The 24,675-nt window shown below is 63.5% G+C and carries 24 protein-coding genes; 9 read left to right on the top strand and 15 right to left on the bottom strand.

The genetic code is table 11. The features are described from left to right. Window positions 1-24: 24 nt before the first annotated feature. The 10 genes from purF to rpsF form a co-directional block, all read right to left on the bottom strand. Window positions 25-1,494, bottom strand: coding sequence for an amidophosphoribosyltransferase (gene purF, locus FJ970_RS23875; RefSeq protein ID WP_140765443.1), 1,470 nt, complete (start codon window positions 1,492-1,494; stop codon window positions 25-27). A 105-nt stretch (window positions 1,495-1,599) separates the two neighbouring features. Continuing rightward, a complete protein-coding gene (locus FJ970_RS23870) occupies window positions 1,600-2,262 on the bottom strand; it encodes a CvpA family protein (RefSeq protein WP_140765441.1) in 663 nt (220 codons plus the stop codon). Window positions 2,263-2,309: 47 nt separating this feature from the next. Beyond that, window positions 2,310-3,713, bottom strand: coding sequence for a DNA repair protein RadA (gene radA, locus FJ970_RS23865; RefSeq protein WP_140765439.1), 1,404 nt, complete (start codon window positions 3,711-3,713; stop codon window positions 2,310-2,312). A 95-nt stretch (window positions 3,714-3,808) separates the two neighbouring features. Then, window positions 3,809-5,299 (bottom strand): replicative DNA helicase, encoded by a 1,491-nt coding sequence (locus FJ970_RS23860; RefSeq protein ID WP_140765437.1) that lies wholly within the window; start codon window positions 5,297-5,299, stop codon window positions 3,809-3,811. 246 nt (window positions 5,300-5,545) lie between these two features. After that, window positions 5,546-6,511 carry a small ribosomal subunit Rsm22 family protein gene (locus tag FJ970_RS23855; protein WP_140765435.1) on the bottom strand — a complete coding sequence of 322 codons (966 nt, stop codon included), beginning with the start codon at window positions 6,509-6,511 and terminating at the stop codon, window positions 5,546-5,548. A gap of 3 nt (window positions 6,512-6,514) precedes the next feature. Further along, complete coding sequence (locus FJ970_RS23850) at window positions 6,515-6,838, bottom strand: YnfA family protein (protein ID WP_140765433.1); 324 nt, start codon at window positions 6,836-6,838, stop codon at window positions 6,515-6,517. A 90-nt stretch (window positions 6,839-6,928) separates the two neighbouring features. After that, window positions 6,929-8,239: an SAM-dependent methyltransferase gene (locus FJ970_RS23845; RefSeq protein ID WP_140765431.1), complete on the bottom strand. Its 1,311-nt coding sequence runs from the start codon at window positions 8,237-8,239 to the stop codon at window positions 6,929-6,931. A gap of 152 nt (window positions 8,240-8,391) precedes the next feature. Further along, complete coding sequence (gene rplI / locus FJ970_RS23840; RefSeq protein ID WP_140765429.1) at window positions 8,392-8,976, bottom strand: 50S ribosomal protein L9; 585 nt, start codon at window positions 8,974-8,976, stop codon at window positions 8,392-8,394. A 215-nt stretch (window positions 8,977-9,191) separates the two neighbouring features. Further along, entirely contained in the window at window positions 9,192-9,440 is a 249-nt protein-coding gene (gene rpsR, locus FJ970_RS23835; protein ID WP_006203718.1) for a 30S ribosomal protein S18, read from the bottom strand. Next, the gene (gene rpsF / locus FJ970_RS23830; RefSeq protein WP_015318508.1) at window positions 9,440-9,928 is read right to left on the bottom strand and encodes a 30S ribosomal protein S6; all 489 of its coding nucleotides are present in this window, start codon (window positions 9,926-9,928) and stop codon (window positions 9,440-9,442) included. Before rpsF ends, rpsR begins: the two co-directional genes overlap by 1 nt. Before the next feature lie 465 nt (window positions 9,929-10,393). Here rpsF and FJ970_RS23825 point away from each other — a divergent pair, with 465 nt between their 5' ends. Beyond that, window positions 10,394-11,992, top strand: a complete 1,599-nt coding sequence (locus FJ970_RS23825) for a pilus assembly protein (RefSeq protein WP_140765427.1) — start codon at window positions 10,394-10,396, stop codon at window positions 11,990-11,992. A gap of 149 nt (window positions 11,993-12,141) precedes the next feature. Then, the gene (locus tag FJ970_RS23820) at window positions 12,142-13,488 is read left to right on the top strand and encodes an IS5 family transposase (RefSeq protein ID WP_227791889.1); all 1,347 of its coding nucleotides are present in this window, start codon (window positions 12,142-12,144) and stop codon (window positions 13,486-13,488) included. A gap of 151 nt (window positions 13,489-13,639) precedes the next feature. Here the strand turns inward: FJ970_RS23820 and FJ970_RS23815 are convergent, their stop codons facing one another. Beyond that, window positions 13,640-15,601 (bottom strand): LTA synthase family protein, encoded by a 1,962-nt coding sequence (locus FJ970_RS23815; protein WP_140762064.1) that lies wholly within the window; start codon window positions 15,599-15,601, stop codon window positions 13,640-13,642. A gap of 243 nt (window positions 15,602-15,844) precedes the next feature. Here FJ970_RS23815 and fabD point away from each other — a divergent pair, with 243 nt between their 5' ends. The 4 genes from fabD to fabF all read left to right on the top strand — a co-directional run bounded on the left by fabD (window position 15,845) and on the right by fabF (window position 19,326). Further along, complete coding sequence (fabD, locus tag FJ970_RS23810; protein WP_140762061.1) at window positions 15,845-16,786, top strand: ACP S-malonyltransferase; 942 nt, start codon at window positions 15,845-15,847, stop codon at window positions 16,784-16,786. Between the two features lie 57 nt (window positions 16,787-16,843). Beyond that, on the top strand, window positions 16,844-17,581 hold the full coding sequence (gene fabG / locus FJ970_RS23805; protein ID WP_140762058.1) for a 3-oxoacyl-[acyl-carrier-protein] reductase: 738 nt from the start codon (window positions 16,844-16,846) through the stop codon (window positions 17,579-17,581). Between the two features lie 211 nt (window positions 17,582-17,792). Continuing rightward, window positions 17,793-18,029: an acyl carrier protein gene (locus FJ970_RS23800; protein WP_006203723.1), complete on the top strand. Its 237-nt coding sequence runs from the start codon at window positions 17,793-17,795 to the stop codon at window positions 18,027-18,029. 34 nt (window positions 18,030-18,063) lie between these two features. Next, window positions 18,064-19,326 carry a beta-ketoacyl-ACP synthase II gene (gene fabF, locus FJ970_RS23795; RefSeq protein ID WP_140762056.1) on the top strand — a complete coding sequence of 421 codons (1,263 nt, stop codon included), beginning with the start codon at window positions 18,064-18,066 and terminating at the stop codon, window positions 19,324-19,326. Between the two features lie 62 nt (window positions 19,327-19,388). Here the strand turns inward: fabF and FJ970_RS23790 are convergent, their stop codons facing one another. After that, window positions 19,389-19,583: a hypothetical protein gene (locus FJ970_RS23790; protein ID WP_227791888.1), complete on the bottom strand. Its 195-nt coding sequence runs from the start codon at window positions 19,581-19,583 to the stop codon at window positions 19,389-19,391. Between FJ970_RS23790 and mltG the strand changes: the two genes are divergently transcribed. From mltG to gmk, 3 genes are all read left to right on the top strand, one after another. Continuing rightward, window positions 19,582-20,697, top strand: a complete 1,116-nt coding sequence (gene mltG, locus FJ970_RS23785) for an endolytic transglycosylase MltG (RefSeq protein ID WP_224612030.1) — start codon at window positions 19,582-19,584, stop codon at window positions 20,695-20,697. The genes FJ970_RS23790 and mltG overlap by 2 nt on opposite strands. Window positions 20,698-20,852: 155 nt before the next feature. Beyond that, entirely contained in the window at window positions 20,853-21,743 is an 891-nt protein-coding gene (locus FJ970_RS23780; RefSeq protein WP_140762051.1) for a YicC/YloC family endoribonuclease, read from the top strand. 21 nt (window positions 21,744-21,764) lie between these two features. After that, window positions 21,765-22,421, top strand: a complete 657-nt coding sequence (gmk, locus tag FJ970_RS23775) for a guanylate kinase (protein ID WP_140762087.1) — start codon at window positions 21,765-21,767, stop codon at window positions 22,419-22,421. Window positions 22,422-22,427: 6 nt separating this feature from the next. On the opposite strand, the gene FJ970_RS23770 is transcribed toward gmk, so the two are convergent. The 3 genes from FJ970_RS23770 to pdxA form a co-directional block, all read right to left on the bottom strand. Continuing rightward, on the bottom strand, window positions 22,428-22,721 hold the full coding sequence (locus tag FJ970_RS23770) for a DUF1330 domain-containing protein (protein WP_140762048.1): 294 nt from the start codon (window positions 22,719-22,721) through the stop codon (window positions 22,428-22,430). Window positions 22,722-22,789: 68 nt separating this feature from the next. Next, a complete protein-coding gene (gene rsmA / locus FJ970_RS23765) occupies window positions 22,790-23,650 on the bottom strand; it encodes a 16S rRNA (adenine(1518)-N(6)/adenine(1519)-N(6))-dimethyltransferase RsmA (RefSeq protein ID WP_140762045.1) in 861 nt (286 codons plus the stop codon). Beyond that, window positions 23,647-24,675: a 4-hydroxythreonine-4-phosphate dehydrogenase PdxA gene (gene pdxA, locus FJ970_RS23760; RefSeq protein WP_140762042.1), complete on the bottom strand. Its 1,029-nt coding sequence runs from the start codon at window positions 24,673-24,675 to the stop codon at window positions 23,647-23,649. The genes rsmA and pdxA overlap by 4 nt, the downstream gene beginning before the upstream one ends.

Here is a 24,675-nt window from a genome sequence, read left to right as displayed (position 1 = left end):
AGCGCTGGTGACGGTCCGGCAATCCTACGCCCCGCTCGTCGCCAGCAGCGACAGCGTGCGCACATTGTCGTGGCCTTCGAAGTCGAGCAGGCGGGTCGGGTACTGGCCGGTGAAGCACGCATCGCAGAACTGCGGCTGTTCGTCGTCGCGGCTGGCCTCGCCGACGGCTCGGTAGAGCCCGTTGATCGACAGGAAGCCGAGCGAATCGACGCGGATGAACTCGGCCATTTCTTCCACCGACATGCGCGATGCCAGCAGCTTCGACTTCTCCGGCGTGTCGACGCCGTAGAAGCACGACGCGCTGGTCGGCGGCGAGGCGATGCGCATGTGCACTTCCTTGGCGCCGGCGTCGCGCACCATCTGCACGATCTTCTGGCTGGTGGTGCCGCGCACGATGGAATCGTCGACCAGCACCACGCGCTTGCCCTCGATCATGCGGCGATTGGCGTTGTGCTTGAGCTTGACGCCCATGTGGCGGATCGAATCGCCGGGCTGGATGAAGGTGCGGCCGACATAGTGGTTGCGGATGATGCCGAGTTCGAAGGGAATGCCCGCCGCCTGGCTGAAGCCGATTGCCGCCGGCGTGCCCGAGTCCGGCACCGGCACGACGATGTCGGCCTCGACCGGATTCTCCTGCGCCAGTTCGGCGCCGATGCGCTTGCGCACCTCATAGACATTGCGGCCCTCGACCGAAGAGTCGGGCCGGGCAAAATAGACATATTCGAAAATGCAGAATCGGGTCTTCTGTGGTTCGAATGGGAACAGGCTCTCGATGCCCTTGGAAGTGACGACGACCATCTCGCCGGGCTTCAGGTCGCGCACGAAGCGGGCGCCGATGATGTCGAGCGCGCAGGTCTCGGAGGCCAGGATCCAGGCGCCGTCGAGATCGCCCAGCACCAGCGGACGGATGCCGAGCGGGTCGCGGCAGCCGATCATCTTCTTGGCCGTCATCGCCACCAGCGAGAAGGCGCCCTCGACCTGGCGCACCGCGTCGATGAAGCGCGAATTGAGGTCGCGCTCCTTGCTGGTCGCGACCAGATGCAAAAGCGTCTCGGTGTCGGAGGTGGAGGAGAAGATCGCGCCCTGCTTCTGCAAGGCCCGTTGCACGGTCATCGCGTTGGTGAGGTTGCCGTTGTGGGCCACAGCGAAGCCGCCATCGGCCAATTCGGCGAAGAAGGGCTGGATGTTGCGCATGCCGGCGCCGCCAGTGGTGGCGTAACGCGTGTGGCCGATCGCGCGGTTGCCTTGCAGGCTATCGATGACGCGTTGCTTGGTGAAGGTGTCGCCGATCAGGCCGACATGGCGTTCGACATGGAACTGGGTGCCGTCGTAGGAGACGATGCCGGCCGCTTCCTGGCCGCGATGCTGCAGCGCATGCAGGCCGAGTGTGACGATGGCTGCCGCATCCTGCCGGCCAAAGATGCCGAAGACTCCGCATTCGTCATGGAAATGATCGTCAGCCTCGGCGGAAAGCACGTCGTCTGCGTCTGCCATTTTAAGCTCCGCTAAAATCGCCATATAAGGCTGTCGCCCGTCGAAAGCAACGCACTGCGTGCGATCGTTCACATGGATCGATCGTCCGACGCCCAGTTTGCTGCCTCAGTTCGCCGGCGCCGGCGTCGGATTGGCTGGAGCCGGGGCGTTGTCGGCCGGCGCCGTTTCGTTGTCGTCAGGCGCCGGCGCATTGGCATCGTCACCCGTTGCCGGCGCATCCGCCGCTGGCGCATCCGGGGCAGCCGGGGTTTCGGCTGTTTTCGGGCTGAGCTTCTTGAGGATTGCGTTCTCGGTGTCGGCGGGCAGCAGACTCTCAATCTTGGCGCCGATCTGTTCCAGCAGCGGCCGCGACTTGGCTTCCGTCACCCAGGCCGGGGCCTTGGCGCCGGCCAGCCAGTTGAAGAACAGCAGCGCCACCGCGACGACCAGGATGCCGCGCGCGGCGCCGTAGAGGAAGCCGAGCGTGCGGTCGAGCGCGCCGATGCGCGAATCGATGATCCAATCGGCGAGCTTCATGGTGATGACCGAGACGACGATCAGCGCGATGATGAAGACCACGCCGGCGGCAGCCGCCATGGCGATCTTCTCGTTGTCGATATAGGGCTTCAGGTAGGGCAGGACCGGTTTGTAGAAGAAGAAGGCCGCCGCCGCTGCCGCCGCCCACGAAACAACCGAAAGCACCTCGCGCGAAAAGCCACGAACCATGGCGAGCATCGCCGAGACCAGGGTGAAGCCGACGAGAATTCCGTCAAGCAGCGTAATCGGCATGTCTTTGGCCCCACTCCGATCTCATTTTCACGGCTCGGCGAGCCGCGTCATTCTTCATCGTCGACACGGCTGCGCCGTGAGCCGGCTATGCGCGCCACGAGGTCGGCAAGCTCGGTGGGCTGGAAAGCGCCGGCCCCGATCCCCCCAGCAAGTTCCTCGCTGCCCAAGGGCAGAACCGCGCTACCAAAACCCAGTTTTTCGGCTTCCTTGAGGCGCTGCTGCGCATGCGCAACCGGCCTCACCGCGCCCGAAAGGCTGATTTCGCCGAAATAGACGCAATCGGCGGGAAGGGCAAGACCGGTGAGAGAGGAAACCAGTGCGGCGGCAACCGCGAGATCGGCCGCCGGTTCGCTGATGCGATAGCCGCCGGCGACGTTGAGATAGACGTCATGCTGCCCGAAACGGACACCGCAATGCGCCTCCAGCACCGCCAGCACCATAGACAGCCGCGCGCCGTCCCAGCCGACCACCGCCCGGCGCGGCGTGCCGAGCGAGGAGGGTGCGACCAGCGCCTGGATCTCGACCAGAACAGGCCTTGTGCCTTCCATGCCGGCGAAAACCGCCGCTCCCGGCGATTTCGCATGCCGTTCGCCAAGGAAAAGCTCGGACGGATTGGCGACCTCGCGCAGACCCTTGTCCGACATTTCGAAGACGCCGATTTCGTCCGTCGGTCCGAAGCGGTTCTTCACCGTGCGCAGGATGCGGAAGTGGTGGCCGCCTTCGCCCTCGAAATAGAGCACGCCGTCGACCATGTGCTCGACCACGCGCGGACCCGCGATCTGGCCTTCCTTGGTGACGTGGCCGACCAGCACGATCGCGGCACCCGTGGATTTCGCATAGCGGATCATCGCCTGGGCGGCGGCGCGTACCTGGGTCACCGTGCCCGGCGCCGAATCGGCAAGATCCGTCCACAGCGTCTGGATCGAATCGAGGATGACCAGATCCGGCCGCTTGCCGTCGGCAATCGTGGCGAGGATATCCTCGACATTGGTCTCGGCCGCCAGTTCCACGGGCGACGACGCGACGCCGAGCCTCTGCGCACGCAACCTGATCTGGGCAACCGCCTCTTCGCCCGAGACATAGACGATGCGATGGCCCTTGGAGGCAAGAGCGGCCGCCGCCTGTGTGAGCAGCGTCGACTTGCCGATGCCGGGATCGCCGCCGACCAGAAGTGCAGAGCCGCGCACGAAACCGCCACCGGTGGCGCGGTCGAGTTCGCCGATGCCCGAGACGATGCGCGGTGCGTCCTCGATGTCGCCCGAAAGCGTGGTCAGCACCACGGCTCGGCCCTTGCGGGCATTGCGAGTGTTGGCCGGCCCCGAACCGATGCCTCCTGATGTGCCTTCCTCGACCAGCGTGTTCCACTCGCCGCAGGCGTCGCATTTGCCGGCCCAGCGCTGATGCACCGAACCGCAATTCTGGCAGATGAACTGGACGCGGGATTTGGCCACGCTTCTACCTTCCAGTCCGCTTGCGGGCGCCGCGATCCTTCGCGCGCCATAGAGCGCCTTGCTTCCATATTTCTGTTGCGACCGCTGGCAAGAGGCTACTCAAACCTCTCCGCGATGTGATGCTCTTCCGCGAGATCCGAGAAGCGGGTGAACTCGCCGTGGAAGGCGAGCGTGACCGTGCCCGTCGGCCCGTGGCGTTGCTTGGCCACGATCACCTCGGCCTTGCCGCGCATCTCGTTCATCTCGTTTTCCCACTTGACGTATTCCTCGGTGCCGAGCTTCGGCTCGCGGTTCTTGAGGTAATATTCCTCGCGGTAAACGAAGATGACGACGTCGGCATCCTGCTCGATCGAACCGGATTCGCGCAGATCGGAGAGCTGCGGGCGCTTGTCGTCGCGGCTTTCGACCTGGCGCGAGAGCTGCGACAGCGCGATGATCGGCACGGTCAGTTCCTTGGCCAGTGCTTTCAGGCCCGTGGTGATCTCGGTGATTTCCTGCACGCGGTTCTGCGAGGATTTGGCGGATGAGCCCTGCATCAGCTGGATATAGTCGATGACGATCAGGTCGAGGCCACGCTGGCGCTTCAGGCGACGCGCGCGGGCAGACAACTGAGCAATGGAAATACCGCCGGTCTGGTCGATGAACAGCGGGATCTTCTGCATGGTCTGCGAACAGGCGACCAGCTTTTCGAAATCCATTTCGCTGATTTCGCCGCGGCGGATCTTCGATGAGGAGATTTCCGTCTGTTCGGAAATGATACGGGTCGCGAGCTGTTCGGACGACATTTCGAGCGAGAAAAACCCAACGACGCCGCCATTGGCCGCCTTGAACGAGCCGTCGGCTTGTTGTGCCGGCACATAGGCCTCGGCGACGTTGAAGGCGATGTTGGTGGCGAGCGAGGTTTTGCCCATGCCCGGACGGCCGGCAAGCACGATCAGATCGGAGGGCTGCAGGCCGCCCATGCGGCGGTCGAGATCGCGCATGCCGGTGGCGAGGCCCGACAGACCGCCGTCGCGCATATAGGCGGCATTGGCCATGTCGACCGCGGTCTTGACCGCGTCGGTGAAGCTCTCGAAGCCGCCGTCATAGCGCCCGGTTTCGGCCAGTTCGAACAGGCGGCGCTCGGCATCCTCGATCTGTTCGGAAGGCGACATGTCGACAGGTGCGTCATAGGCGATGTTGACCATGTCCTCGCCGACCGTGATCAATGCCCGGCGCGTCGCCAGGTCATAGATGGCGCGACCGTAGTCGGTGGCGTTGACGACGGTGACGGCTTCCACCGCCAGCCGTACGACATATTGCGCCACCGTCATGTCGCCGACCTTTTCGTCGGCCGGCAGGAAGGTCTTCAGCGTGATCGGCGTCGCCGCCTTGCCCATGCGGATCAACTCGGCCGCGACGTCGAAGATCTTGCGGTGCAGGGGTTCGTAAAAATGGCCGGACTTCAGGAAGTCGGACACTCGGTAGAAGGCATCGTTGTTGACGAGGATGGCGCCAAGCAGCGCCTGCTCGGCCTCGATGTTGTTGGGCGATTCGCGATAGAGCGGTTGCTCCGCGACGCCGAATTTTCGCGCTGCCTCTGCCATGATGTCCCCGATTTAAATCCCGGCCTTTGGATATCAGAACTGGACAAGTCGGTGCTGACTTATCTGCAACAGCCCGTGTCGAAGCGACTTTGATACTCGCGATTCACAGCCAAAATTTTTCCGTGGAAAGAATCGCAATTGACTCGAATCGAGGGTTGCGAGTTTAGCGTTTCTCGAAAGAGAACAAAACAGGAAACTGGAGCTACGGTGGACACCGGTTTGCAGAGCGAGGGTATTAGTTTCATCTCACGCCAGCGTATCGCCCCAGTCCAGCCGCCGCGCCACCTTGAAGGCCTCGCCGTCGCGTTTGGTGAAGAGCTTTTCGTCGGCGCTGCCGTCTGCCTCGCAGAGTTTCAGCGCAATCTTGCCGGAGCCTGACTTCGGCGGCGCGATCACCCGTGCGGCGCGGGAGGCTGCCGGCTGGCGCGAAGCGGCGACATAGATGAATTTCTCGTCCTCCCACGGTACCTCCGCCTCTTTGGCTAGCCGGTGCAGGCGCGAGCGGGCGACGCGGCGGGAAAAGTGGCACCAGTCGGGCGGATTGAGCGGGCAGGGTGCTTCGTGCGGACAAGGCGCCAGCACATGCGCGCCGGCATCGATCAACTGCTGGCGCACCGCCAGAATTCGCAGCCAGCCCGCCGGCGTGCCCGGCTCGACGACCAGCAACGTGTCGGTCGTGAGTTGCCACAGCCGGTCGACCATTTTGGGCAGGGATGCCGGCACGATCTCGTCCAGCACATAGGCACATGTGACGAGATCGGCCGGTTGCAGGTCGCCAAGGTCTGTCGTGACATCGCCGGCCCGCCAGACGGTCCGGGCCGCGATTGCATTGGCGGCAAGCGTCTCGCCGATCTTGCGCACCGCGGCACTCGCCTCCAGCAATGTGGCCAATTCCAGTTCGGGCCAGAGGTCGCTGGTGGCCCAAAGTACCGTACCAGGGCCGGCGCCAACGTCGAGCAAGGTCGCGGGCGTGAAATCCGGCCGGGCTTCGGCGAGCGCATCGAGGCTGGCGCGGACCGCCGCATAGGTCGCAGGCATCCGTGTCGTCAGATAGGCTTTGACCGCCATGTCCTGCGCCATGTGCAGGCGGCCGTCGCGCAGTTCGGCGCGGTAGCGGTCGGACAGGATTTTCGCGGCCTGCTTCAGGTCCAGCAGCGGCACCCTTTCCAAAATACGATCGACAGCCTGTCGAAGTGTGGCCGGCAGTTCCACGGCCTATGCCCCTCTCGGCGCAAGCAGGATGATCGAGGCGCCGGCCATGCAGAGCGCCGCGCCGGCAAGGTCCCAGCGATCGGGCCGCACACCCTCAACCAGCCACAACCAGGCGAGCGCGGCAGCGATGTAGATACCGCCATAAGCGGCATAGACGCGGCCGGCCGCACTGATGTCGACCAATGCCAGAAGCCAGGCGAACACAAGCAGCGAGGCAAAGCCCGGCAGCAGCCAGAGCGGCGACTTCTCCAGCCGCCACCACGCCCACACCGAAAAGCAGCCGGCGATCTCGGCCAGCGCCGCGGCTGTGTAGAGGAGATAGGTCATGAAAAAAGCCTCGCGACGATTCACGAGGCCTTTTTCGGGGCAGGAGCCTGCAATGGCAAGCGCCAATAATGCGTCCTGACAGCGCCGTTCCTATTCCGCCACCTTGCGTCGGCGGGCGGCCTTGGCGGGCTTCTCGACCGGAGCCGCCTCGCGATGGCCCATATCTTCACGGTGCGCCATGTCGCGCATTTCCAGCGCCTTTTCGCATTTGGCCATATAGTCGCGCGCCACCGGCAGCGTGTCGTTCTTCTTGGCGATCTGAAACTGGAAAATCACCAGGTCCTGCCAACGGAAGGCGGCTTCCGAGGCGGCCAGATAGAACTCCCACATGCGGCAGAAGCGTTCGTCATAGATAGCCTTGGCCTTGTCGCGGTTGGCGGCGAAGCGCTGGCCCCAGTGCTTCAGCGTGTCGGCATAGTGGAGCCTCAGGATCTCGACGTCGGTGACAACGAGGCCGGATTTCTCGATCGCCGGCAGCACCTCTGACATCGCCGGGATGTAGCCGCCCGGGAAAATATACTTGCGGATGAAGGCGCTGGTCGCCCACGGCACGCCGGAACGGCCGATCGTGTGCAGAAGCATGACGCCGCCAGGTTTGAGCAATGTCGCCGCCTTGTCGAAGAAGGTGCGGTAATGGTTGACGCCGACATGCTCGAACATGCCGACCGAGACGATGCGGTCGAAGCGTTCGTTGAGTTCGCGATAATCCTTCAGTTCGAAATGGACGTGGTTTTCCAGCCCTTGCGCGTGCGCCCGGTCGGTGGCGACGCCATGCTGTTCGGTCGACAGCGTCACGCCCTGCACGTCGACGTCGAAAGCCTTGGCGAGATACAGGCCGAGCCCGCCCCAGCCGGAGCCGATGTCGAGCACCGTCTGGCCGGCCTTCAGCCGGAGCTTGGCGGCGATATGGCGCTTCTTGGCTGCCTGAGCCTCGTCCAGCGTCATGTCCGGTTGCTCGAAATAGGCGCAGGAATACTGCATGTCCTCATCGAGGAAGAGCCGGTAGAGTTCGCCCGATAGATCGTAGTGACGCTGCACGTTGCGGCGCGAGCGCGAGGCGGTGTTGATCTGCTGCAGGCGGCGGAAGGCATGGCGCAGGCCCTCGATCGCCTTCGACCAGGTGGCGTCGATACCGCCGCTGCCCATGTTCTGGAAGGCAATGCGCATCAGTCCGAGCACGCCGCCTTCAAGAATGTCGAGCTCGCCGTCCATGTAGGATTCTGGCACCGCCAGCATCGGATCGAAGGCGATGGCGCGCTCGGCATGCCGGGTCTTGATGTGCATATGCACCGGCTCGCCGCTGCCGTCGCCGAAGACGAATGTCGAGCCTTTCGGCCCGGTTACACTGAGACTGCCCGTGCGCACCAGGCGGTCGAGAACGCGCTTCAACAGAATATTCATGGTCCGATGTCCCCTCACGGTCAGACAGACTGTCCTACTCTGCATCAATATATAGGGTTTCGAAAAGTTCCTTTTGGCACAAAAATGCCCGGGCGAGAGGCCCGGGCATTGGTCCAGAAATGGCTGGAGAGCGGGTCCGAGGACCTGTGCGATCAGGCGTTTTCTTCGCCGCCTTCGAACTCGGCGTTCGGATCGAAGAAGTTTTCCGGCCGCGCATTGTCGTTGATGTCTTCGCCGTAAATGGCTTCGGCGGTGGTCAGCGTCTCGCCCTTGGCCTGGCGTTCGGCCTCGTCGGCCGTTCGGGCGATGTTGAGCGTGATGGTGACTTCGACTTCCGGATGCAGCGCGATCGCCACATTGGTGAGGCCGATGGTCTTGATCGGCTGGTTGAGCTGGATCTGGTTGCGGTTGACCGTGAAGCCTTCCGCGATCAGCAGGTCGGCGATGTCGCGGGTCGACACCGAACCGTAGAGCTGGCCGGTCTCACCGGCCGAACGCACCGCGATGAAGCTCTTGCCGTCGAGCTTTTCGGCGACCTGGGTCGCTTCCGACTTGCGCTCGAGGTTGCGGGCCTCGAGCTGGGCGCGCTGGCCTTCGAACTTCTTCTTGTTGGCTTCGTTGGCGCGCAACGCCTTGCCTTGCGGCAGCAGGAAGTTGCGGGCAAAACCGTCCTTGACCTTGACGGTGTCGCCCATCTGGCCGAGGCGGGAAACGCGTTCGAGAAGAATGACGTCCATGGCTATGTTCCTTTTGGTTGGGCGTCCGTCCACAAGGCCGACGCCGAATTCTCTGGAACAGGTCAGGAAGCAAAGGGCGTTGCCGCCGGTGTCGCTGTCCTGCCTGTCGCGGCAGTTAGAGGTTTTTGACCTCAACTCGGGATTTGATGCCTAACCGGTCATGCCCGTCATGGCCGGTGACAACGAACGGGCGGCGAACCGCCCGTTCGGAAGAATTAGCGAACCACGTAGGGCAGCAGGCCGAGGAAACGGGCGCGCTTGATCGCCTTGGCGAGCTCGCGCTGCTTCTTCTGGCTGACGGCGGTGATGCGCGACGGCACGATCTTGCCGCGCTCGGAAATGTAGCGCTGCAGCAGACGCACGTCCTTGTAGTCGATCTTCGGTGCGTTGGCGCCGGAGAACGGGCAGGTCTTGCGGCGGCGATGGAAAGGGCGCCGGGTGGGGATCTGGTTGATGTCGACCATTATTCTGCACCCCCTTCAAAACCTTCGCGCGGACGGCGCGGACCACGGTCGCCGCCTTCGCGATCGCCGAACGAACGCGGGCCACGATCGCCGCGGTCGCCGAAGCTGCGCGCCGGACGATCGCCACGGTCGCGATCGCCGAAGCCACCGCGCTCGGAGCGCTCTTCGCGCTTCTGCATCATGGCCGAAGGGCCTTCCTCATGCGCCTCGACCTTGATGGTCAGGAAACGCAGCACGTCCTCGGACAGGCCCATCTGGCGCTCCATCTCGTTGAGCGCTGCCGGCGGGCAGGTGAGGTCCATCAGCGTGTAGTATGCCTTCCGGTTCTTGTTGACCCGGTAGGTGAGGGACTTCAGTCCCCAGTTCTCGACCCGGCCGACGGACCCGCCATTTGCTGAGATGACGCCCTTGTACTGTTCGACAAGCGCATCGACCTGCTGCTGCGAGAGGTCCTGCCGGGCAAGAAACACATGTTCGTAAAGAGCCATTATGTATCAGTGCCTTTCTTCGTTTCTCTCCCGGTTCCCGGCGGCAAAAGCCTCTGCAACTTCTCTGACCCGCATGTGCCTCGAAAGGTGCGGGGAAGAAAGGAGCATGACGAGACGGTCGAGAGCGGAGACACGGGAGGCGGAAGCGCTTCTGGCTTCACACGAAAGGTTCTAGAAAAAACCTCCGGCCCTCCGTTCAGCCCCCAGCTGGGACCGGCAGATTGGCCGCGTCTTTACAGCAATCCGCTGATAAAGCAAGGGCAAGCGGCGTCCCCGATGTCGCAGCCACCGGAAAATCGAGTAGCGGCGCCGGCAAGGCCTGGCGATTTTCCCGGCAACCGGCGCTTAACCACAATATCAGCTTGCGCCGTGTTGAGTCCGGCCGTCAACGGTCGATTCATCATGCAACATGCAAAAGACCGGGCAACCGCGCATATCAAGCGGCAAGCATTTCCGGGGGTAAGGATGCTTCTCAACAGATTCTGGCGCTCGAAGAGCGGCAATTTCGCGCTTCTGATGGGGTTGGGGCTGCCAGCCATTCTGTCGGCCGTGGCCTTCGCGACCGATGTCTCGACCATGATGCGGGCGAAGAGCAACCTGCAGAATGCGCTCGATGCGGCAAATCTTGCCTCGTCGCATCTTGGCGATCTGGACATTACCCGCACCGACGCCTTCAACCGCTATTTCCAGGCCAACATCGTTGGCCATGGCGAACTCGTCAACGCGCAGGCGACGCTGACCGTCGACAAGGGCGTCAATTTCATCAAGACCAAGGCGGTCGCCTCGGCCGACGTCAATCTGAACTTCGCTTTCCTGTTCGGCCAGAGCAAGCACATCGTGGTCGATGCGTCGGCGGTCGAATCGAACAACCAGCTCGAAGTCGTGCTGGTGCTGGACAATACCGGCTCGATGGCCGGCGCCCGCATGACGGCGCTCAGGGCCGCGACCAAATCATTGCTCGACACTCTCGAATCGACAAAATCGCCGACGCGCCAGGTCCGTGCTTCGCTGGTTCCCTTCGTCACGGCCGTGAACGTCAACGGCGACGGGTTCGACCCGTCCTGGATCGACATGGACGGCAAATCCTCGACCAACGGCATCAATTTCCCCGTCATCGACGGCAAGCGCCCGAACCACATGGCGCTGTTCAAGCAGCTGAAGGACACCGGATGGGCCGAGTCCGGATGGAACGGCACGGGATGGAAGGGCTGCGTGGAGGCGCGGGCCGGCGCCTATAACATTTCCGACACGCCGCCCGACCCGGCCAAGCCCGACACGCTGTTCGTTCCCTATTTCGCGCCGGATGATCCGGGAGATGCGCAGATGCCGTCCAGCTCCTACGGCAATCAGGCAAAATACTACAACAATTCTTATCTCGCCGACACCGGCGACACGGTCAAGCTGGACAAACAGAAAGGCAACAACCGGCTCGGCATCGACTTCAGTGGCCTCGACAGCGATCCCGACAAATCCACCAAGGAAGAGGTCGCGAAATATGTAGCGCCCGTTAAGGAACTCATAACCGAGACCGGTTCCGCGATCACCGTTGGTCCCAACCGTTCCTGCCCTACCCCTGTCGTTCCCTTGACCGACGATTTCGACAAGCTGCGCAAGGCGGCAAGCCAGATGACCGAGTGGAATGGTTCGGGCACCAATGTGTCGGAAGGGCTGTCCTGGGGCATGCGGGTGCTCTCGCCCGGCGCGCCCTATACCGGCGGTGCGCCGTTCAAGACGCCTGGCATCAGCAAGATCGTGCTGTTGCTCACCGACGGTGAGAATGTCGTCTATGGCGCCAGTGATGAACAGCCGACGAAGTCCGACTACACATCCTATGGCTATCTGGCGGGTGGCCGCTTCGGGTCGGATAACCAGGCGACGGCGGCCGGCAATGTCGACGGCTGGACCAAGAGCGTCTGCACGCAGTTGAAGAACGAGGGAGTGCAAATCTACACTCTGGTGCTGCAATCCGACACCCCCGCCAACCGCACGCTTTACAGCGCCTGCGCTTCCGACCCGAGCGATTATTATGCCGTCGTCGTCGGTGAACTATCCGCAAGGCTTTGATCTGGTTTCCTAATCGGCGAGGAATGCGGGAATAGCGTTGCAACATTTGCGGTGTCTGGTTGCCGTTTTCTTGCAATTCGATTTGACGATTCCCTTGTGCGCCGATGCGTGATTCACTCGTTTTGGCGGGCGAATCGAGGGGACGGCGAATGTCCAGGCCACGCGAGAAGCGCGAGACGGGAGAGCAGGACCTGTTCCGCTCCAGGCTCGATCAGATCATCAACATGAAGCACGAGTTGGTGCGGCTGGCGCAGGCGATCGACTGGCCGGTGCTGGAGGAGCGTTTCGGCGCGGTCTATTCGGACGGTCCTGGCATGCCGCCCTTGCCGACGCGACTGATGGCGGGCCTTGCGATCCTGAAGCACACTTTCGACTTGTCGGACGAGGAGCTGTGCGCCCGCTGGGTGGAGAACCCCTACTTCCAGTATCTGTGCGGTGAAGAGTTCTTCCGCCACGAGCTCTCCTTCGAGCGCTCATCGATGACGCGCTGGCGCCAGCGCATGGGCGAGGAGCCGATCACGGCGCTCCTGCAAGAAAGCCTGGCGGTGGCGGTCAAGAGCGGAGCGATGAAGCCGGCCGATACGCGCCGGGTGATCGTCGACACGACCGTGCAGCCGAAGAACGTGATGTTCCCCACCGACGCCAAGCTCGTCAATCGGGCGCGCGAGCGGCTGGTGCGGCTGGCCAAGAAGGCGGGGCTCGATTTGCGCCAGACCTACGTGCGGGTCGGCAAGCTGGCGCTGATCAAGCACCAGCGCTACGCGCACGCCAAGCAGTTCAAGCGGGCCAACAAGGCGCTGCGCAAGCTCAAGACCTATCTCGGCCGCACCATTCGCGACATCTCCCGCCGGATCACCGGCCAAACGGACCTCGAGGCGAGCTTCAAGTGGCCGCTCTACCAGGCCTCGGCGGTTCTGGAGCAACGTCAGCGCCAGCGCGGCCGCAAAATCTACAGCCTGCACGCCCATGAGGTCGAGTGCATCGGCAAGGGCAAGGCGCATGCCCCTTACGAGTTCGGCGTCAAGGTCTCGATCGCCACGACGCTCGAACGCTCGAAGGGCGGCCAGTTCGCCCTGCACGCTAAGGCACTGCCCGGCAATCCCTATGACGGCCATACGCTCGCGACCGTTATCCCCGACATGGAAAAGACCATCGGCAACGAAATCGGCCGCATCCTCGCCGACGCCGGATATCGCGGCCACAACGCACCTGAAAGCCACAAGCTCAGGGTCTTCACCGCCGGCCAGAAGCGCCGCGTCACACCTGCCATCAAGCGTCAGATGCGCAGGCGATCGGCAGTCGAACCCGTCATCGGCCACATCAAGGCCGAGCACCGCATGGGCCGCAACTACCTCGCCGGCGAACAGGGCGACGCCATCAACGCCATCCTCGCCGCCGCCGGCTACAACTTCTCGCTCCTGATCAAATGGTTCAGGCTGCTTTTGTGGCTTCTCATCACAGCACTCCAAAGCCGCCCCAGATCCAGCGCAGCCTGACCCACTTCATTGTTCACGGACGACGCCGTCAACGACCCGGCCAAGCTGCCGAACGTCTTTCAGCAGATCGCCAACAAGTTCTCGAAACTGCAACTGACGAATTGAGCGCCGACACCGAGGGGCGCGCGCATTACTGAGGGGATCGAGACCCTCAGCTCGTATGGGCGACAACCTTGCCGACCGTCTCGGGGAAGAAGTCGGGCGCCGCATGGCGCTTGCCGAACATCATGTCGTACTGGATCAGCCGGAAATCGCGGATCGCCGGGTCGATCTCCTGCTGTCGCGCCCAGTCGGACGTGGCCTCACCCGTCGGCGTGAGCAGCAGGTTGCGGTCGACAACGCGATAGCGCTCCCGCATCTCGCCCAGGAAGCCGGTGTAGTAAGGGTGGGTGATGCCCGCCGCGGTGAGGATATGATAGGGGAGGAAGGCAGGGCTCACCGTCCCCAGATTCTCGACCGGGCCTGAGCGGTTCGACCAGATGATCAGCGGTGTCGCGTGATGTTCGAGAGCCGCCTCCGGTGTCGGTTCCCTGCGGGGCGCGACGTTGTCCTTCAGGAAGCCGGTCTCGACATAGACCGGTCCAAGTGGCGGCAGATGGTCGCCGAAAAAGACGACAATCGTCGGCCGCTCGCGCGTCTTGGCCCATTCGACCAGCCGTTCGAGGCCGTGGTCCGCGTCGGCTGAACCCTCGGCATAGGAGAGCAGCGACTCACGCGCCCACTGGCTGATCGGGGCTTGCACCGAGTGGGTCGGGTTGGAATAACGTCTCGGTTCATAGGGGCCGTGGTTCTGCAGGCTGACCGCGAAGAAAAACACGGGGTCGTCGCTGGCATCGGCTTCGCGGATGATTTCGTCGGTCATCGCGGCGTCGGATGCCAGCGGTCCGCGCTTTTGCATGGGCGGCAGCGTCTCTTCCGATTTGAAGTCGTTGAAACCGAAATCGGCATAGACCGCGCCGCGATTCCAGAACCAGTTGGTGCCTGGATGGATGGCGCGCGCCTTATAGCCTTCGCTCTTCAGGAAGGTCGCCATCGACGGTGTCGGGGTGCGCACATATTGCTGGTAGGGGATGCTGCCGGCCGGCAGGAAGGCGTTCGAGAACCCGGTCAGCGCCTCGAATTCGATATTGGCGGTCATGCCGCCGAATTCAGGCGAGAACATCGAACCCGAGCGAAGCGCCCGCACATTGGGCATCGGATCGGGGGTGATGGTGACGCCGGGCAGCTTGGTCGGATCCCAGAAGGATTCGCTCATGACGACGATGATGTCTGGCTTCTGGGCCGGCACCGAGGCGGTCACATTGGTTCGGTCAATGGCCGCAATAGCCTTGTCGGAATAGCCTGGCGGGGCCGAGACGTGCGCCATCGGCACGTTGAGCGCGAAGGCGAGCGCAAAGCCATTGGAGGCGTAGTTTTCCTTCTGGTCCCACATGATCGGGATGATCTGCAGCCGGTCCCGCGTCCACGAGAAGGTGGCATAGTCCATGATCGAGACGAAGAAGGCGAGCAGCGGCACCGCCAGCGTCAGCCGGGCAAGGCGGCCCTTGTGGCTGAGGGCCGGAACCTTGCGGCGCCAAAGCCGCCAGCCGTAGACCAGCAGGGACAGGCCGGCGACGATGCCCACGACCATGGCGAGCGCGGTCATAGGCCGGTCGCGCACAAGGAGCGGCAGCAGGGCGAAGATCTGGCGGGCATAGAGAAAATCGGTCGGGTAGAGCGGATCGCCGAGATAATGCGATTTCTGGTGGCCGACAAAGGCCAGCGACAGGGTCAGCGGCGCCACGATCATCAGGCTTTGATGACTGCGGCCGAGCACCGCGTCGAGGCCGATCAGGATCAGCGCGAACACGACGATGGTGGTCCAGCCGGGCTTGAGCGGCTGCAGGAAGAAGGAAACGGTGCCGGCGACATCACCCCGCACGATCAGTTCGATGGCGAACACCAGGACAGCCGAGATCGCCAGGCTGATCAGTCCGTAGCGGACGACCGGCCATTTCCGGCCCGGCAGATAGCCCGTGGACGGATCGTCTTCCAGGAATTGCGGCGCGGCGTTGCCGGTACGTTTGAAACTCTTTGCCACTTTAACTTCCCACCCAAAGACGACCCACGTCATTCGATTGTCATATAATTGTCACGCAAGGCTAGCGCCTGTGGCGGAAATAAGAAGAGCCAGCAAACGATTCGTGAGCGGTTTTCATCAGGTGTGATCGCCAAAAAGCCTTTTGGAACAGGCACGCGCGCGCGGATACGGCGTTCGGCATGGGCTGAAGTGGCTTGACTTGGCAGGCTGCCTTGCGCCACAGGCAGGGAAAATTCGTAGTATCAGGCAAGCAAAACCAGTCTGGGGAGCCCTCGCATGGCCGTTGCATTCACCTTTCCGGGACAAGGCAGCCAGGCTGTCGGCATGGGCAAGGATCTCGCCGATGCTTTTCCCGAGGCACGTAGGATTTTCCAGGAAGTCGACGACGCGCTCGGCGAAAACCTGTCGAAGCTGATCTGGGAAGGTCCCGAAGAGACCTTGACGCTGACGGCCAACGCGCAGCCGGCGCTGATGGCGGTGTCGTTGGCGGCGATCAGGGCGCTGGAAGCGCGCGGTTTCTCGCTGAACGACAAGGTCGCCTATGTCGCCGGCCACTCGCTGGGCGAATATTCGGCACTCGCCGCCGCCGGCTTCGTTTCTGTTGGCGATGCCGCCCGTCTGCTGCGCATTCGCGGCAACGCCATGCAGGCAGCGGTGCCGGCCGGCGAAGGCGCCATGGCGGCGATCATCGGGTTGGAGCAGGCCGATGTCGAAGCTGCCTGTGCCGAGGCCGCAAAGGGCTCGATTTGCCAGATCGCCAACGACAATGGCGGCGGCCAGCTGGTCATCTCAGGTGCGAAGGCCGCGGTTGAGCTGGCAGCGAAACTGTGCACCGAAAAGGGCGCCAAACGGGCGCTGATGCTGCAGGTGTCGGCGCCCTTCCATTCTGCGCTGATGGCACCTGCGGCCAACGTCATGCGCGAGGCTCTTGCCGGCGTGGCAAAGACTGCGCCAGTCGTTCCCGTCCTTTCCAACGTATCGGTACAGCCGTCGACCGATCCCGACGAAATCGCCCGGCGTCTGGTCGAGCAGGTGACCGGTCGCGTGCGTTGGCGCGAAACTGTGGAATGGTTCGGCGCCAACGGTGTCTCGACGCTTTACGAGATCGGCGCCGGCAAGGTGCTTTCGGGACTGGCTCGTCGCATCAACCGCGACATCGCCACCGCCTCTGTAGGTTCCGCGGCCGAGGTCGAGGCGGCATTGGCGGCGCTTGCATAAAACGCCATTTGATACCATCCCTATATGGGGTGCCCTCTTCTCAACCTGGAGACAAAAATGTTCGAATTGACCGGCCGCAAGGCGCTTGTCACCGGCGCATCGGGGGGCATCGGCGAGGCGATCGCCAGGGTGCTGCATGCACAGGGCGCGATCGTCGGCCTGCACGGCACGCGCGTCGAGAAACTGGAGACGCTGGCCTCCGAACTGGGCGACCGGGTCAAGCTGTTCCCGGCCAACCTGTCGAACCGCGACGAGGTCAAGGCACTCGGCCAGAAGGCGGAGGCCGATCTCGAGGGCGTCGACATCCTGGTCAACAATGCCGGCATCACCAAGGACGGCCTGTTCGTGCGCATGTCGGACGCCGACTGGGATACGGTGCTGGAGGTCAATCTCGCCGCCGTTTTCCGGCTGACCCGTGAACTGACCCACCCGATGATGCGCCGCCGCCATGGCCGCATCATCAACATCACTTCGGTGGTCGGGGTGACCGGCAATCCTGGCCAGGCGAACTACTGCGCCTCCAAGGCCGGAATGATCGGCTTGTCCAAATCGCTGGCGCAGGAGATCGCCACCCGCAACATCACCGTCAACTGCGTCGCTCCGGGCTTCATCGAATCGGCGATGACCGACAAGCTCAACGACAAGCAGAAAGAGGCGATCATGGCGGCGATCCCCACCAAGCGCATGGGCACCAGTGCCGAAGTGGCGTCCGCCGTTGCCTATCTGGCTTCGAACGAGGCCGCCTACGTAACCGGGCAGACCATTCACGTGAATGGCGGCATGGCGATGATCTGAGCGAGGTTCGGCAGCATTATCGCCGTGCTGTGAAAACCCACCATTTCGGCTTGGACCTCGGCTATTTTTCGTGTAATGCGGCCCGCAACCCGGCGGTTCGGGCAAAACCGGTCCGTGGCCGTTGCGTTACCGGCAGGACCATCTTTCAGCTTGATTAGCGGCATTCCGCCCGCTAACGAAGACAGACAAACAAAAGACGAGGATGCCCCAAATGAGTGACACCGCAGAGCGCGTCAAGAAGATCGTCATCGAACACCTTGGCGTCGATGCCGACAAAGTGACGGAGCAGGCGAGCTTCATCGATGATCTGGGCGCTGACAGCCTCGACACGGTTGAACTTGTCATGGCGTTCGAAGAAGAATTCGGCGTCGAGATCCCCGACGACGCAGCCGAGACCATTCTGACGGTCGGCGATGCGGTGAAGTACATCGACAAGGCTTCGGCCTGACGCTTTCCGCAGTCATCACCGGGGAGGACCTGCGATGAGGCGTGTCGTCGTAACGGGCCTTGGCTTGGTTTCGCCGTTCGGTATGGGCTTCGAGCACGGCTGGAAGGAACTGCTGACCGGCCGCAGCGCCGCCAAGCGCGTCACCGAGTTCGAGGTGGACGATCTTGCTTGCAAGATCGCCCACGTCATTCCGCGTGGCGACGGCTCCAACGGCACGCTCAATCCCGAAGCCATTCTTGAGCCGAAGGAACTTCGCAAGATCGGCGACTTCATCCTGTACGGGATCGCGGCCGCCGATGAAGCACTGAAGGATTCCGGCTGGAAGCCTTCAACCGAAGAGGAGCGTTGCGCCACCGGTGTGCTGATCGGCTCCGGCATCGGCGGTCTTGAGGGCATCGCCGAGAACGCGATCATCCTCAAGGAACGCGGCCCGCGCCGCATCAGCCCGTTCTTCATTCCCGGAAACATCATCAATCTCGTGTCGGGCCAGGTTTCGATCCGGCACGGATTGAAAGGTCCCAACCACGCTGTCGTCACCGCTTGCTCGACCGGCGCGCACGCTATTGGCGACGCCGCCCGGCTGATCATCTTCGGCGATGCCGACATCATGCTGGCTGGCGGCGCCGAATCGCCGGTGACGCGGCTGTCGCTCGCCGGCTTCGCGGCCTGCCGGGCACTCTCGACCGAACGCAACGACGCCCCGCAAACCGCCTCGCGGCCCTACGACCGCGACCGCGACGGCTTCGTCATGGGCGAGGGCGCCGGTGTCGTCGTGCTGGAGGAGCTCGAGCACGCCAAGGCGCGCGGCGCCAAGATCTATGCCGAGGTGATCGGCTACGGTCTGACCGGCGACGCTTATCACATCACCGCACCGGCCGAAGATGGCGACGGGGCGTTCCGTTGCATGACGGCGGCGCTGAACCGGGCAAAGCTTACGCCAGCCGACGTCGATTACATCAATGCGCACGGCACCTCGACCATGGCCGACACGATCGAACTCGGCGCCGTCGAGCGGCTGGTCGGCAATGCGGCGTCCAAGATTTCGATGTCGTCGACCAAGTCGTCGATCGGCCATCTGCTGGGAGCGGCGGGCGCGGCCGAAGCGATCTTTTCGATCCTCGCCATCCGCGACAATATCGCACCGGCAACCATCAACCTGGACAATCCCGAGCGCGAAACCGCGATCGACCTGGTGCCGAACAAGCCACGCGCCCGCCAGATCGACGTGGCCCTGTCCAATTCCTTCGGCTTCGGCGGCACCAACGCTTCGCTCGTCTTTCAGCGTTATAATGGCTGACCGAACTGCCGGGCGACGCTTTGGCGTGTCGTCAATTTTGCCATATTCGCCCCTACTCTGCCTCAGGGGATTCGTTGAGAGATCGAACGGTAGGGCGAAATGAACACAAATCCGTCAGGCAACGGAGAATTCGGGCAAAGGCCGGCGAACACCGGGCCGATCATGCCGAAGACTGCCAGCGAGGCGCTGCGGCCGGAGGCCGGAACGCCGCCGCCGAAACGGTCGCGCGCTTCGCGCAGCCAGATCGTCGTGTTCATGAACTTCGTCATCTCCTTGGTGGTGCTGATGGTTCTGGCGGCGGGCATGGCTCTCTATTTCGGCAAGCAGGAGTTTACCGAACCCGGCCCTTCCGCCAATGGCGACACCTTCCTCGTCAAGCCCAGCACCGGCGTCCAGGACATCGCCGACCAGCTTGAGCGCCGCGGACTGATCAGCGACGCCCGCGTATTCCGCCTCGGCGTGCGTGCCTTCGGCAACGATTCCGCGCTCAAGGCCGGCGAATATGAGATCAAGCCCAGGGCATCCATGCGCGACATCATGGAACTCCTGAAGAGTGGCAAGTCGGTGATGTACTCGCTGACGGTTCCGGAAGGGCTGACCGTCGAGCAGGCCTTGCAGCGTATCGCCGACGAACCCGCCCTGAGCGGCGACATGCCGGCGAAGACGCCCCCCGAGGGCAGCCTTGCCACCGACACGCTGCGCTTCACGCGTGGCGCGACGCGTCAGCAGATGGTCGACAAGCTGCTCGCCGATCAGAAGAAACTGGTCGATGAGGTTTGGCAGCGGCGCGCGCCGGATCTGCCCCTGGCCAACGTCGAGGACTTTGTCACCCTGGCCTCTATCGTCGAGAAGGAAACCGGCAAGGGCGATGAACGCTCACGCGTGGCCGCCGTCTTCCTGAACCGGTTGGCCAAGGGCATGCGCCTGCAGTCCGATCCGACCATCATCTATGGTTTGTTTGGCGGCAAGGGCAAGCCGGCGGACCGCCCCATCTACCAGTCCGACATCCAGAAGCAGACGCCTTACAATACTTATGTGATCAGCGGCCTGCCGCCGACGCCTATCGCCAATCCCGGCCGCGCGGCCCTCGAGGCCGTGGCCAATCCGTCGAAGACCGACGATCTCTATTTCGTCGCCGACGGCACGGGTGGTCACGTCTTTGCCTCGACCCTGAACGAGCACAATGAAAACGTCGCCCGCTATCGCGCGCTGCAGAAGAAGCAGGCCGATGAAGCAGCCAAGGCAGCCGCTGCCGCCGGTACCAGCGGCAGTGCCGACAAGCCTGCAGTAGCAGATAAGCCTGTCGACGGCAGCGATGGTACCGGTGGCGACAATGGCGATGCCGGCGGTGATGCCGGCGCGGCCCAGTAAGGTGAAGAAAGGCGTTGCCTGGAAGGCGACAGCCTGACATTTGAAAGAACGCCAGGCGTCCGATTTCGACGCATTCGCGGCGTGGTCATTTTAAGCCGCGCTTGCCCCTCCGGAAAACCGGTTTCGGGGTGAGGCTTCAGGGATGTGCAGGCGACATGAATTTGCAGAGCATGACCGGTTTTGCGCGGGCCGTCGCCGAGCATGACGGCACCTCGATTGCCTGGGAGGTCAAATCCGTCAATGGCAAGAGCGTCGAGGTGCGGCTGCGGCTGCCGCAGGGGTTCGAGCGGTTGGAGCCTGTAGTCAGGCAAACGCTGCAGAAGCGTTTCGCGCGCGGCAATTTCCAGGCGACGCTGACCATCGGCCGCGCCGCCGGCGCGCAGGCGCAACCCATCGTCAACGAGGCGTTTCTGAAAGATCTCGCCGGCCTGGCCAAGCGGCTGCAGGAACAGTTCGGCGTTGCGCCCGCGACGGCTGATGGATTGCTGTCGCTGCGTGGTGTGCTCGACGTTGCCGAAACCATCGAAACCGAAGAGGTGCGGGCCGTGCTCGACACCGCCATCATAGGCGCGCTCGACGCGGCGCTGAACGGTCTGGAACAGGCCCGCCAAGGCGAGGGCGCCGCGCTGGCCCTGCTTTTGTCCGGCCATATCGACACCATCGAGACACTGACCCTGCGCGCGGAAGCCGACCCGTCACGCGACACGGCGGCGATCCGCGAACGCATCGCCGAGCAGGTCAGGCTGCTGATGGACGCATCCGCCAATCTGGATGCAAGCCGGCTGCACATGGAGGCGGCGTTCCTTGCCACCAAGGCCGATATTCGCGAAGAGATAGACCGGCTGAAGACGCATGTCGCGTCTGGCCGGACCTTGCTCGTGGGTGGCGGCGCCGTCGGCCGCAAACTCGATTTTCTGGCACAGGAATTTAACCGCGAATCAAATACGCTGTGCTCCAAGTCGAATGCCGCGGCGGTCACAGCGATTGGGCTGGAATTGAAGGCTGTGGTCGACCAGTTCCGTGAACAGGTCCAGAATCTGGAGTAGCCGATGGTTGCCAAGGAACCGATGGTTCCCAGGGATTTGGGGTCCCGCATCCGCCGCCGAGGGCTGATGCTCGTCCTGTCGTCACCATCGGGTGCCGGCAAGTCGACGATCGCGCGCAACCTGCTGGAGAGCGATTCAAGCCTCGAACTGTCGGTCTCGGTCACCACGAGGCCGCGCCGCGGCTCGGAAATCGAGGGCGTTCACTACCATTTCCGCACGATGCGCGAATTCGAGCGGTTGCGCGATTCCGACTCGCTGCTCGAATGGGCGGAGGTGCATGGCAATTGCTATGCGACACCGCGCGAGCCGGCCGAACTGGCGCTGGCCCAGGGGCGCGACATGCTGTTCGACATCGACTGGCAGGGCGCTCAGCAGCTCAAGGAGAAGATGCGCGCCGACATCGTCTCGATCTTCATCCTGCCTCCGTCCATGAAGGAATTGAAGGCGCGGCTGAAGCGCCGCGCCGAGGACCAGGAGGCGGTGATCGAGACGCGGCTGAAGAACGCCCGCAATGAGATCGAGCACTGGAAGGAATATGATTTCGTCATCGTCAATGACGATCTCGACCGCGCCTTCGCCGAGGTGCGCGGTATCGTCGTCGCCGAGCGGCTGCGGCGCGACCGCCGGCCCGGTCTGTTCGATTTCGTGTCGGGATTGTTGGACGAAAAAACCGTCTGACTGGCGTCAGGGCGCCATGCCGTCGACCAGGATCAGACGTCGGTGGAGCGCGGCATCGCGCACCTCCAGCGCCGCCGCATATTCGGCGGATGCGTACCAGCGCCGTGCTTGCTCGATGTCAGGAAATTCGACAACGATCAGCGGCTCCGGATGCCACTCACCTTCCAGCGTCTGCACCTGACCGCCGCGCACCAGATAGCGCCCGCCATACCGGGCGATCGAGGCCGCGGCGCGGGAGCGGTATGTCCGCAACGCCTCTTCGTCGCGGACCGTGACATCGGAAATGACATAGGCGGGCATTCTTGGTTCTCCGGCATGTTCGCCAGACTACCTATGTCTTGATCGTGGCAATTCCAGACTTGCCGGCGCTAGACCGCATTCGTCAGCCGCACGAACTCCTCGACGCTGAGTGTTTCCGCCCTGCGCGTCGGGTCGATCCCCGCTCGTTCGAGCAAGGCCTCGCCGCCGAGGCTTTTCACGCTCTGCCGCAGCATCTTCCGGCGTTGGCCGAAGGCGGCTTCCGTGACCCGGCCGAGTTTCTTCACATCGGCGGGCAGCGGTGTCGTGCGCGGCTCCAGGTGCACCACCGAAGAGGTGACCTTGGGTGGTGGCGTGAAGGCCTGGGGCGGGACGTCGAAGGCGATTCTGGCCTGCGTGCGCCAGCCGGCGAGCACACCCAGCCTGCCATAGGCATCGCTGTCGGGTGCCGCGACGATGCGCTGGGCGACCTCACGCTGGAACATCAGCGTCATCGAGGCGTAGAAGGGCGGCCAGTCCGGAACCGTCAGCCATCGGACCAGCAGTTCGGTGCCGATGTTGTAGGGCAGATTGGCTACGATCCGGACAGGACCGTGGTCGGCCCCCGAGGCGAGGGCGGCGAAGTCGGTCTTCAGCGCGTCGCCCGAAATCACCTCCAGCCGACCGGGGTAATGAGCCGAGACTTCGGCGAGCGCTGCCAGGCAGCGTTCGTCGCGCTCGATGGCGACGACCCGGCGGGCGCCGTTCGATAGCAGCGCCCTTGTCAGCCCTCCAGGCCCAGGCCCGACCTCGATCACCGTGGCATTTGTCAGGTCGCCGGCGCTGCGTGCGATCTTGCCGGTCAAATTGAGATCGAGCAGGAAGTTCTGGCCGAGCGCCTTCTTCGCCTGCAGCCCATGGCGCTCGATGACGTCGCGCAGTGGCGGCAGCCCATCGATGCTCGCGCGAAGACCGGAAGCGGAAGCGCTCATGCGGTGCCGGCCTTTGCGTCGATGTCGGCGAGTCTTCTGGCAAGTTTCAGTGCTGCGATCAGGCTGTCGGGTCGCGCCACGCCCTTGCCGGCGATGTCGAAGGCGGTGCCGTGGTCGGGCGAGGTGCGGATGAAGGGCAGGCCCAGCGTGACGTTGACCGCCTCGTCGAAGGCCAGCGCCTTGGCCGGGATCAATGCCTGGTCGTGATACATGCAAAGTGCCACATCGTAGCCCGCCCGCGCCCGGGCATGGAACAAGGTGTCGGCGGGCAGGGGGCCGAAAGCATCGATGCCTTGAGCGCGCAGGATGTCGACCGCCGGGCGCACGATATGCTCGTCTTCCAGGCCCATGGAGCCGCTTTCGCCGGCATGCGGATTGAGGCCGGCAATGGCGAGCCGCGGCTTGGCGATGCCGAAGCGGTTGGCAAGGTCGGCCGCGGTGATGCGCGCGGTCGCGACGATCAATTCGGTGCTCAGGGCCTTCGGCACCTCGGCCAGAGCGATGTGGATGGTGACGGGAACCGTGCGCAAGTCGGGACCTGCCAGCATCATCACCGGCATCGCCTCGAGGCCGCTGTGCCGAGCCGCCAGATGCGCCAGATATTCGGTATGGCCGGGAAAACGGAAGCCGGCATTGTAGAGCGGTTTCTTGGCTATCGGGCAGGTCACCACGGCAGCCGCCTCGCCGGCAAGGCAGGCCGCGACTGCGCGGTCGATCGCTTCGATGGTGCCGGCTGCGTTGGCCGGGTCGGGTCGGCCGGGGCTGTCGATGAAGCGCGCCGTCAGGGGAACGATCGGCAAGGCGCGGCCAAAGACCTCGATCGCCTGCACCGGCATCACTTCCTCGATAGGCAGCGAGACGCCAAGGTGGCGTGCGCGAGAGGCGACCACGGCCGGGTCGGCCAGCAGGTAGAAGGAGGGCAAGCCGACGGCGTTGCGCGCAAGGAAGGCGGCGATGGCGATTTCAGGGCCGATACCGGACGGATCGCCGACGCTCAACGCCAGCGCGGTCATCGCGCTGCCCAC

Source organism: Mesorhizobium sp. B2-1-8 (assembly GCF_006442545.2).
Taxonomy (GTDB): domain Bacteria; phylum Pseudomonadota; class Alphaproteobacteria; order Rhizobiales; family Rhizobiaceae; genus Mesorhizobium.
Note: the sequence above shows the minus strand (reverse complement) of the source record. Positions and strands in the feature narration are given on the sequence as shown.

Bases quoted from the DNA above. Each gene is read 5' to 3' on its own strand.
- purF (WP_140765443.1), bottom strand. From the start codon at position 1,494: ATGGCAGACGCAGACGACGTGCTTTCCGCCGAGGCTGACGATCATTTC.
- FJ970_RS23870 (WP_140765441.1), bottom strand. From the start codon at position 2,262: ATGCCGATTACGCTGCTTGACGGAATTCTCGTCGGCTTCACCCTGGTC.
- FJ970_RS23860 (WP_140765437.1), bottom strand. From the start codon at position 5,299: ATGGCAGAGGCAGCGCGAAAATTCGGCGTCGCGGAGCAACCGCTCTAT.
- FJ970_RS23850 (WP_140765433.1), bottom strand. From the start codon at position 6,838: ATGACCTATCTCCTCTACACAGCCGCGGCGCTGGCCGAGATCGCCGGC.
- FJ970_RS23845 (WP_140765431.1), bottom strand. From the start codon at position 8,239: ATGAATATTCTGTTGAAGCGCGTTCTCGACCGCCTGGTGCGCACGGGC.
- rplI (WP_140765429.1), bottom strand. From the start codon at position 8,976: ATGGACGTCATTCTTCTCGAACGCGTTTCCCGCCTCGGCCAGATGGGC.
- rpsR (WP_006203718.1), bottom strand. From the start codon at position 9,440: ATGGTCGACATCAACCAGATCCCCACCCGGCGCCCTTTCCATCGCCGC.
- rpsF (WP_015318508.1), bottom strand. From the start codon at position 9,928: ATGGCTCTTTACGAACATGTGTTTCTTGCCCGGCAGGACCTCTCGCAG.
- FJ970_RS23825 (WP_140765427.1), top strand. From the start codon at position 10,394: ATGCTTCTCAACAGATTCTGGCGCTCGAAGAGCGGCAATTTCGCGCTT.
- FJ970_RS23820 (WP_227791889.1), top strand. From the start codon at position 12,142: ATGTCCAGGCCACGCGAGAAGCGCGAGACGGGAGAGCAGGACCTGTTC.
- FJ970_RS23815 (WP_140762064.1), bottom strand. From the start codon at position 15,601: ATGACGTGGGTCGTCTTTGGGTGGGAAGTTAAAGTGGCAAAGAGTTTC.
- fabD (WP_140762061.1), top strand. From the start codon at position 15,845: ATGGCCGTTGCATTCACCTTTCCGGGACAAGGCAGCCAGGCTGTCGGC.
- fabG (WP_140762058.1), top strand. From the start codon at position 16,844: ATGTTCGAATTGACCGGCCGCAAGGCGCTTGTCACCGGCGCATCGGGG.
- FJ970_RS23800 (WP_006203723.1), top strand. From the start codon at position 17,793: ATGAGTGACACCGCAGAGCGCGTCAAGAAGATCGTCATCGAACACCTT.
- fabF (WP_140762056.1), top strand. From the start codon at position 18,064: ATGAGGCGTGTCGTCGTAACGGGCCTTGGCTTGGTTTCGCCGTTCGGT.
- mltG (WP_224612030.1), top strand. From the start codon at position 19,582: ATGAACTTCGTCATCTCCTTGGTGGTGCTGATGGTTCTGGCGGCGGGC.
- FJ970_RS23790 (WP_227791888.1), bottom strand. From the start codon at position 19,583: ATGAACACGACGATCTGGCTGCGCGAAGCGCGCGACCGTTTCGGCGGC.
- FJ970_RS23780 (WP_140762051.1), top strand. From the start codon at position 20,853: ATGAATTTGCAGAGCATGACCGGTTTTGCGCGGGCCGTCGCCGAGCAT.
- gmk (WP_140762087.1), top strand. From the start codon at position 21,765: ATGGTTCCCAGGGATTTGGGGTCCCGCATCCGCCGCCGAGGGCTGATG.
- FJ970_RS23770 (WP_140762048.1), bottom strand. From the start codon at position 22,721: ATGCCCGCCTATGTCATTTCCGATGTCACGGTCCGCGACGAAGAGGCG.
- rsmA (WP_140762045.1), bottom strand. From the start codon at position 23,650: ATGAGCGCTTCCGCTTCCGGTCTTCGCGCGAGCATCGATGGGCTGCCG.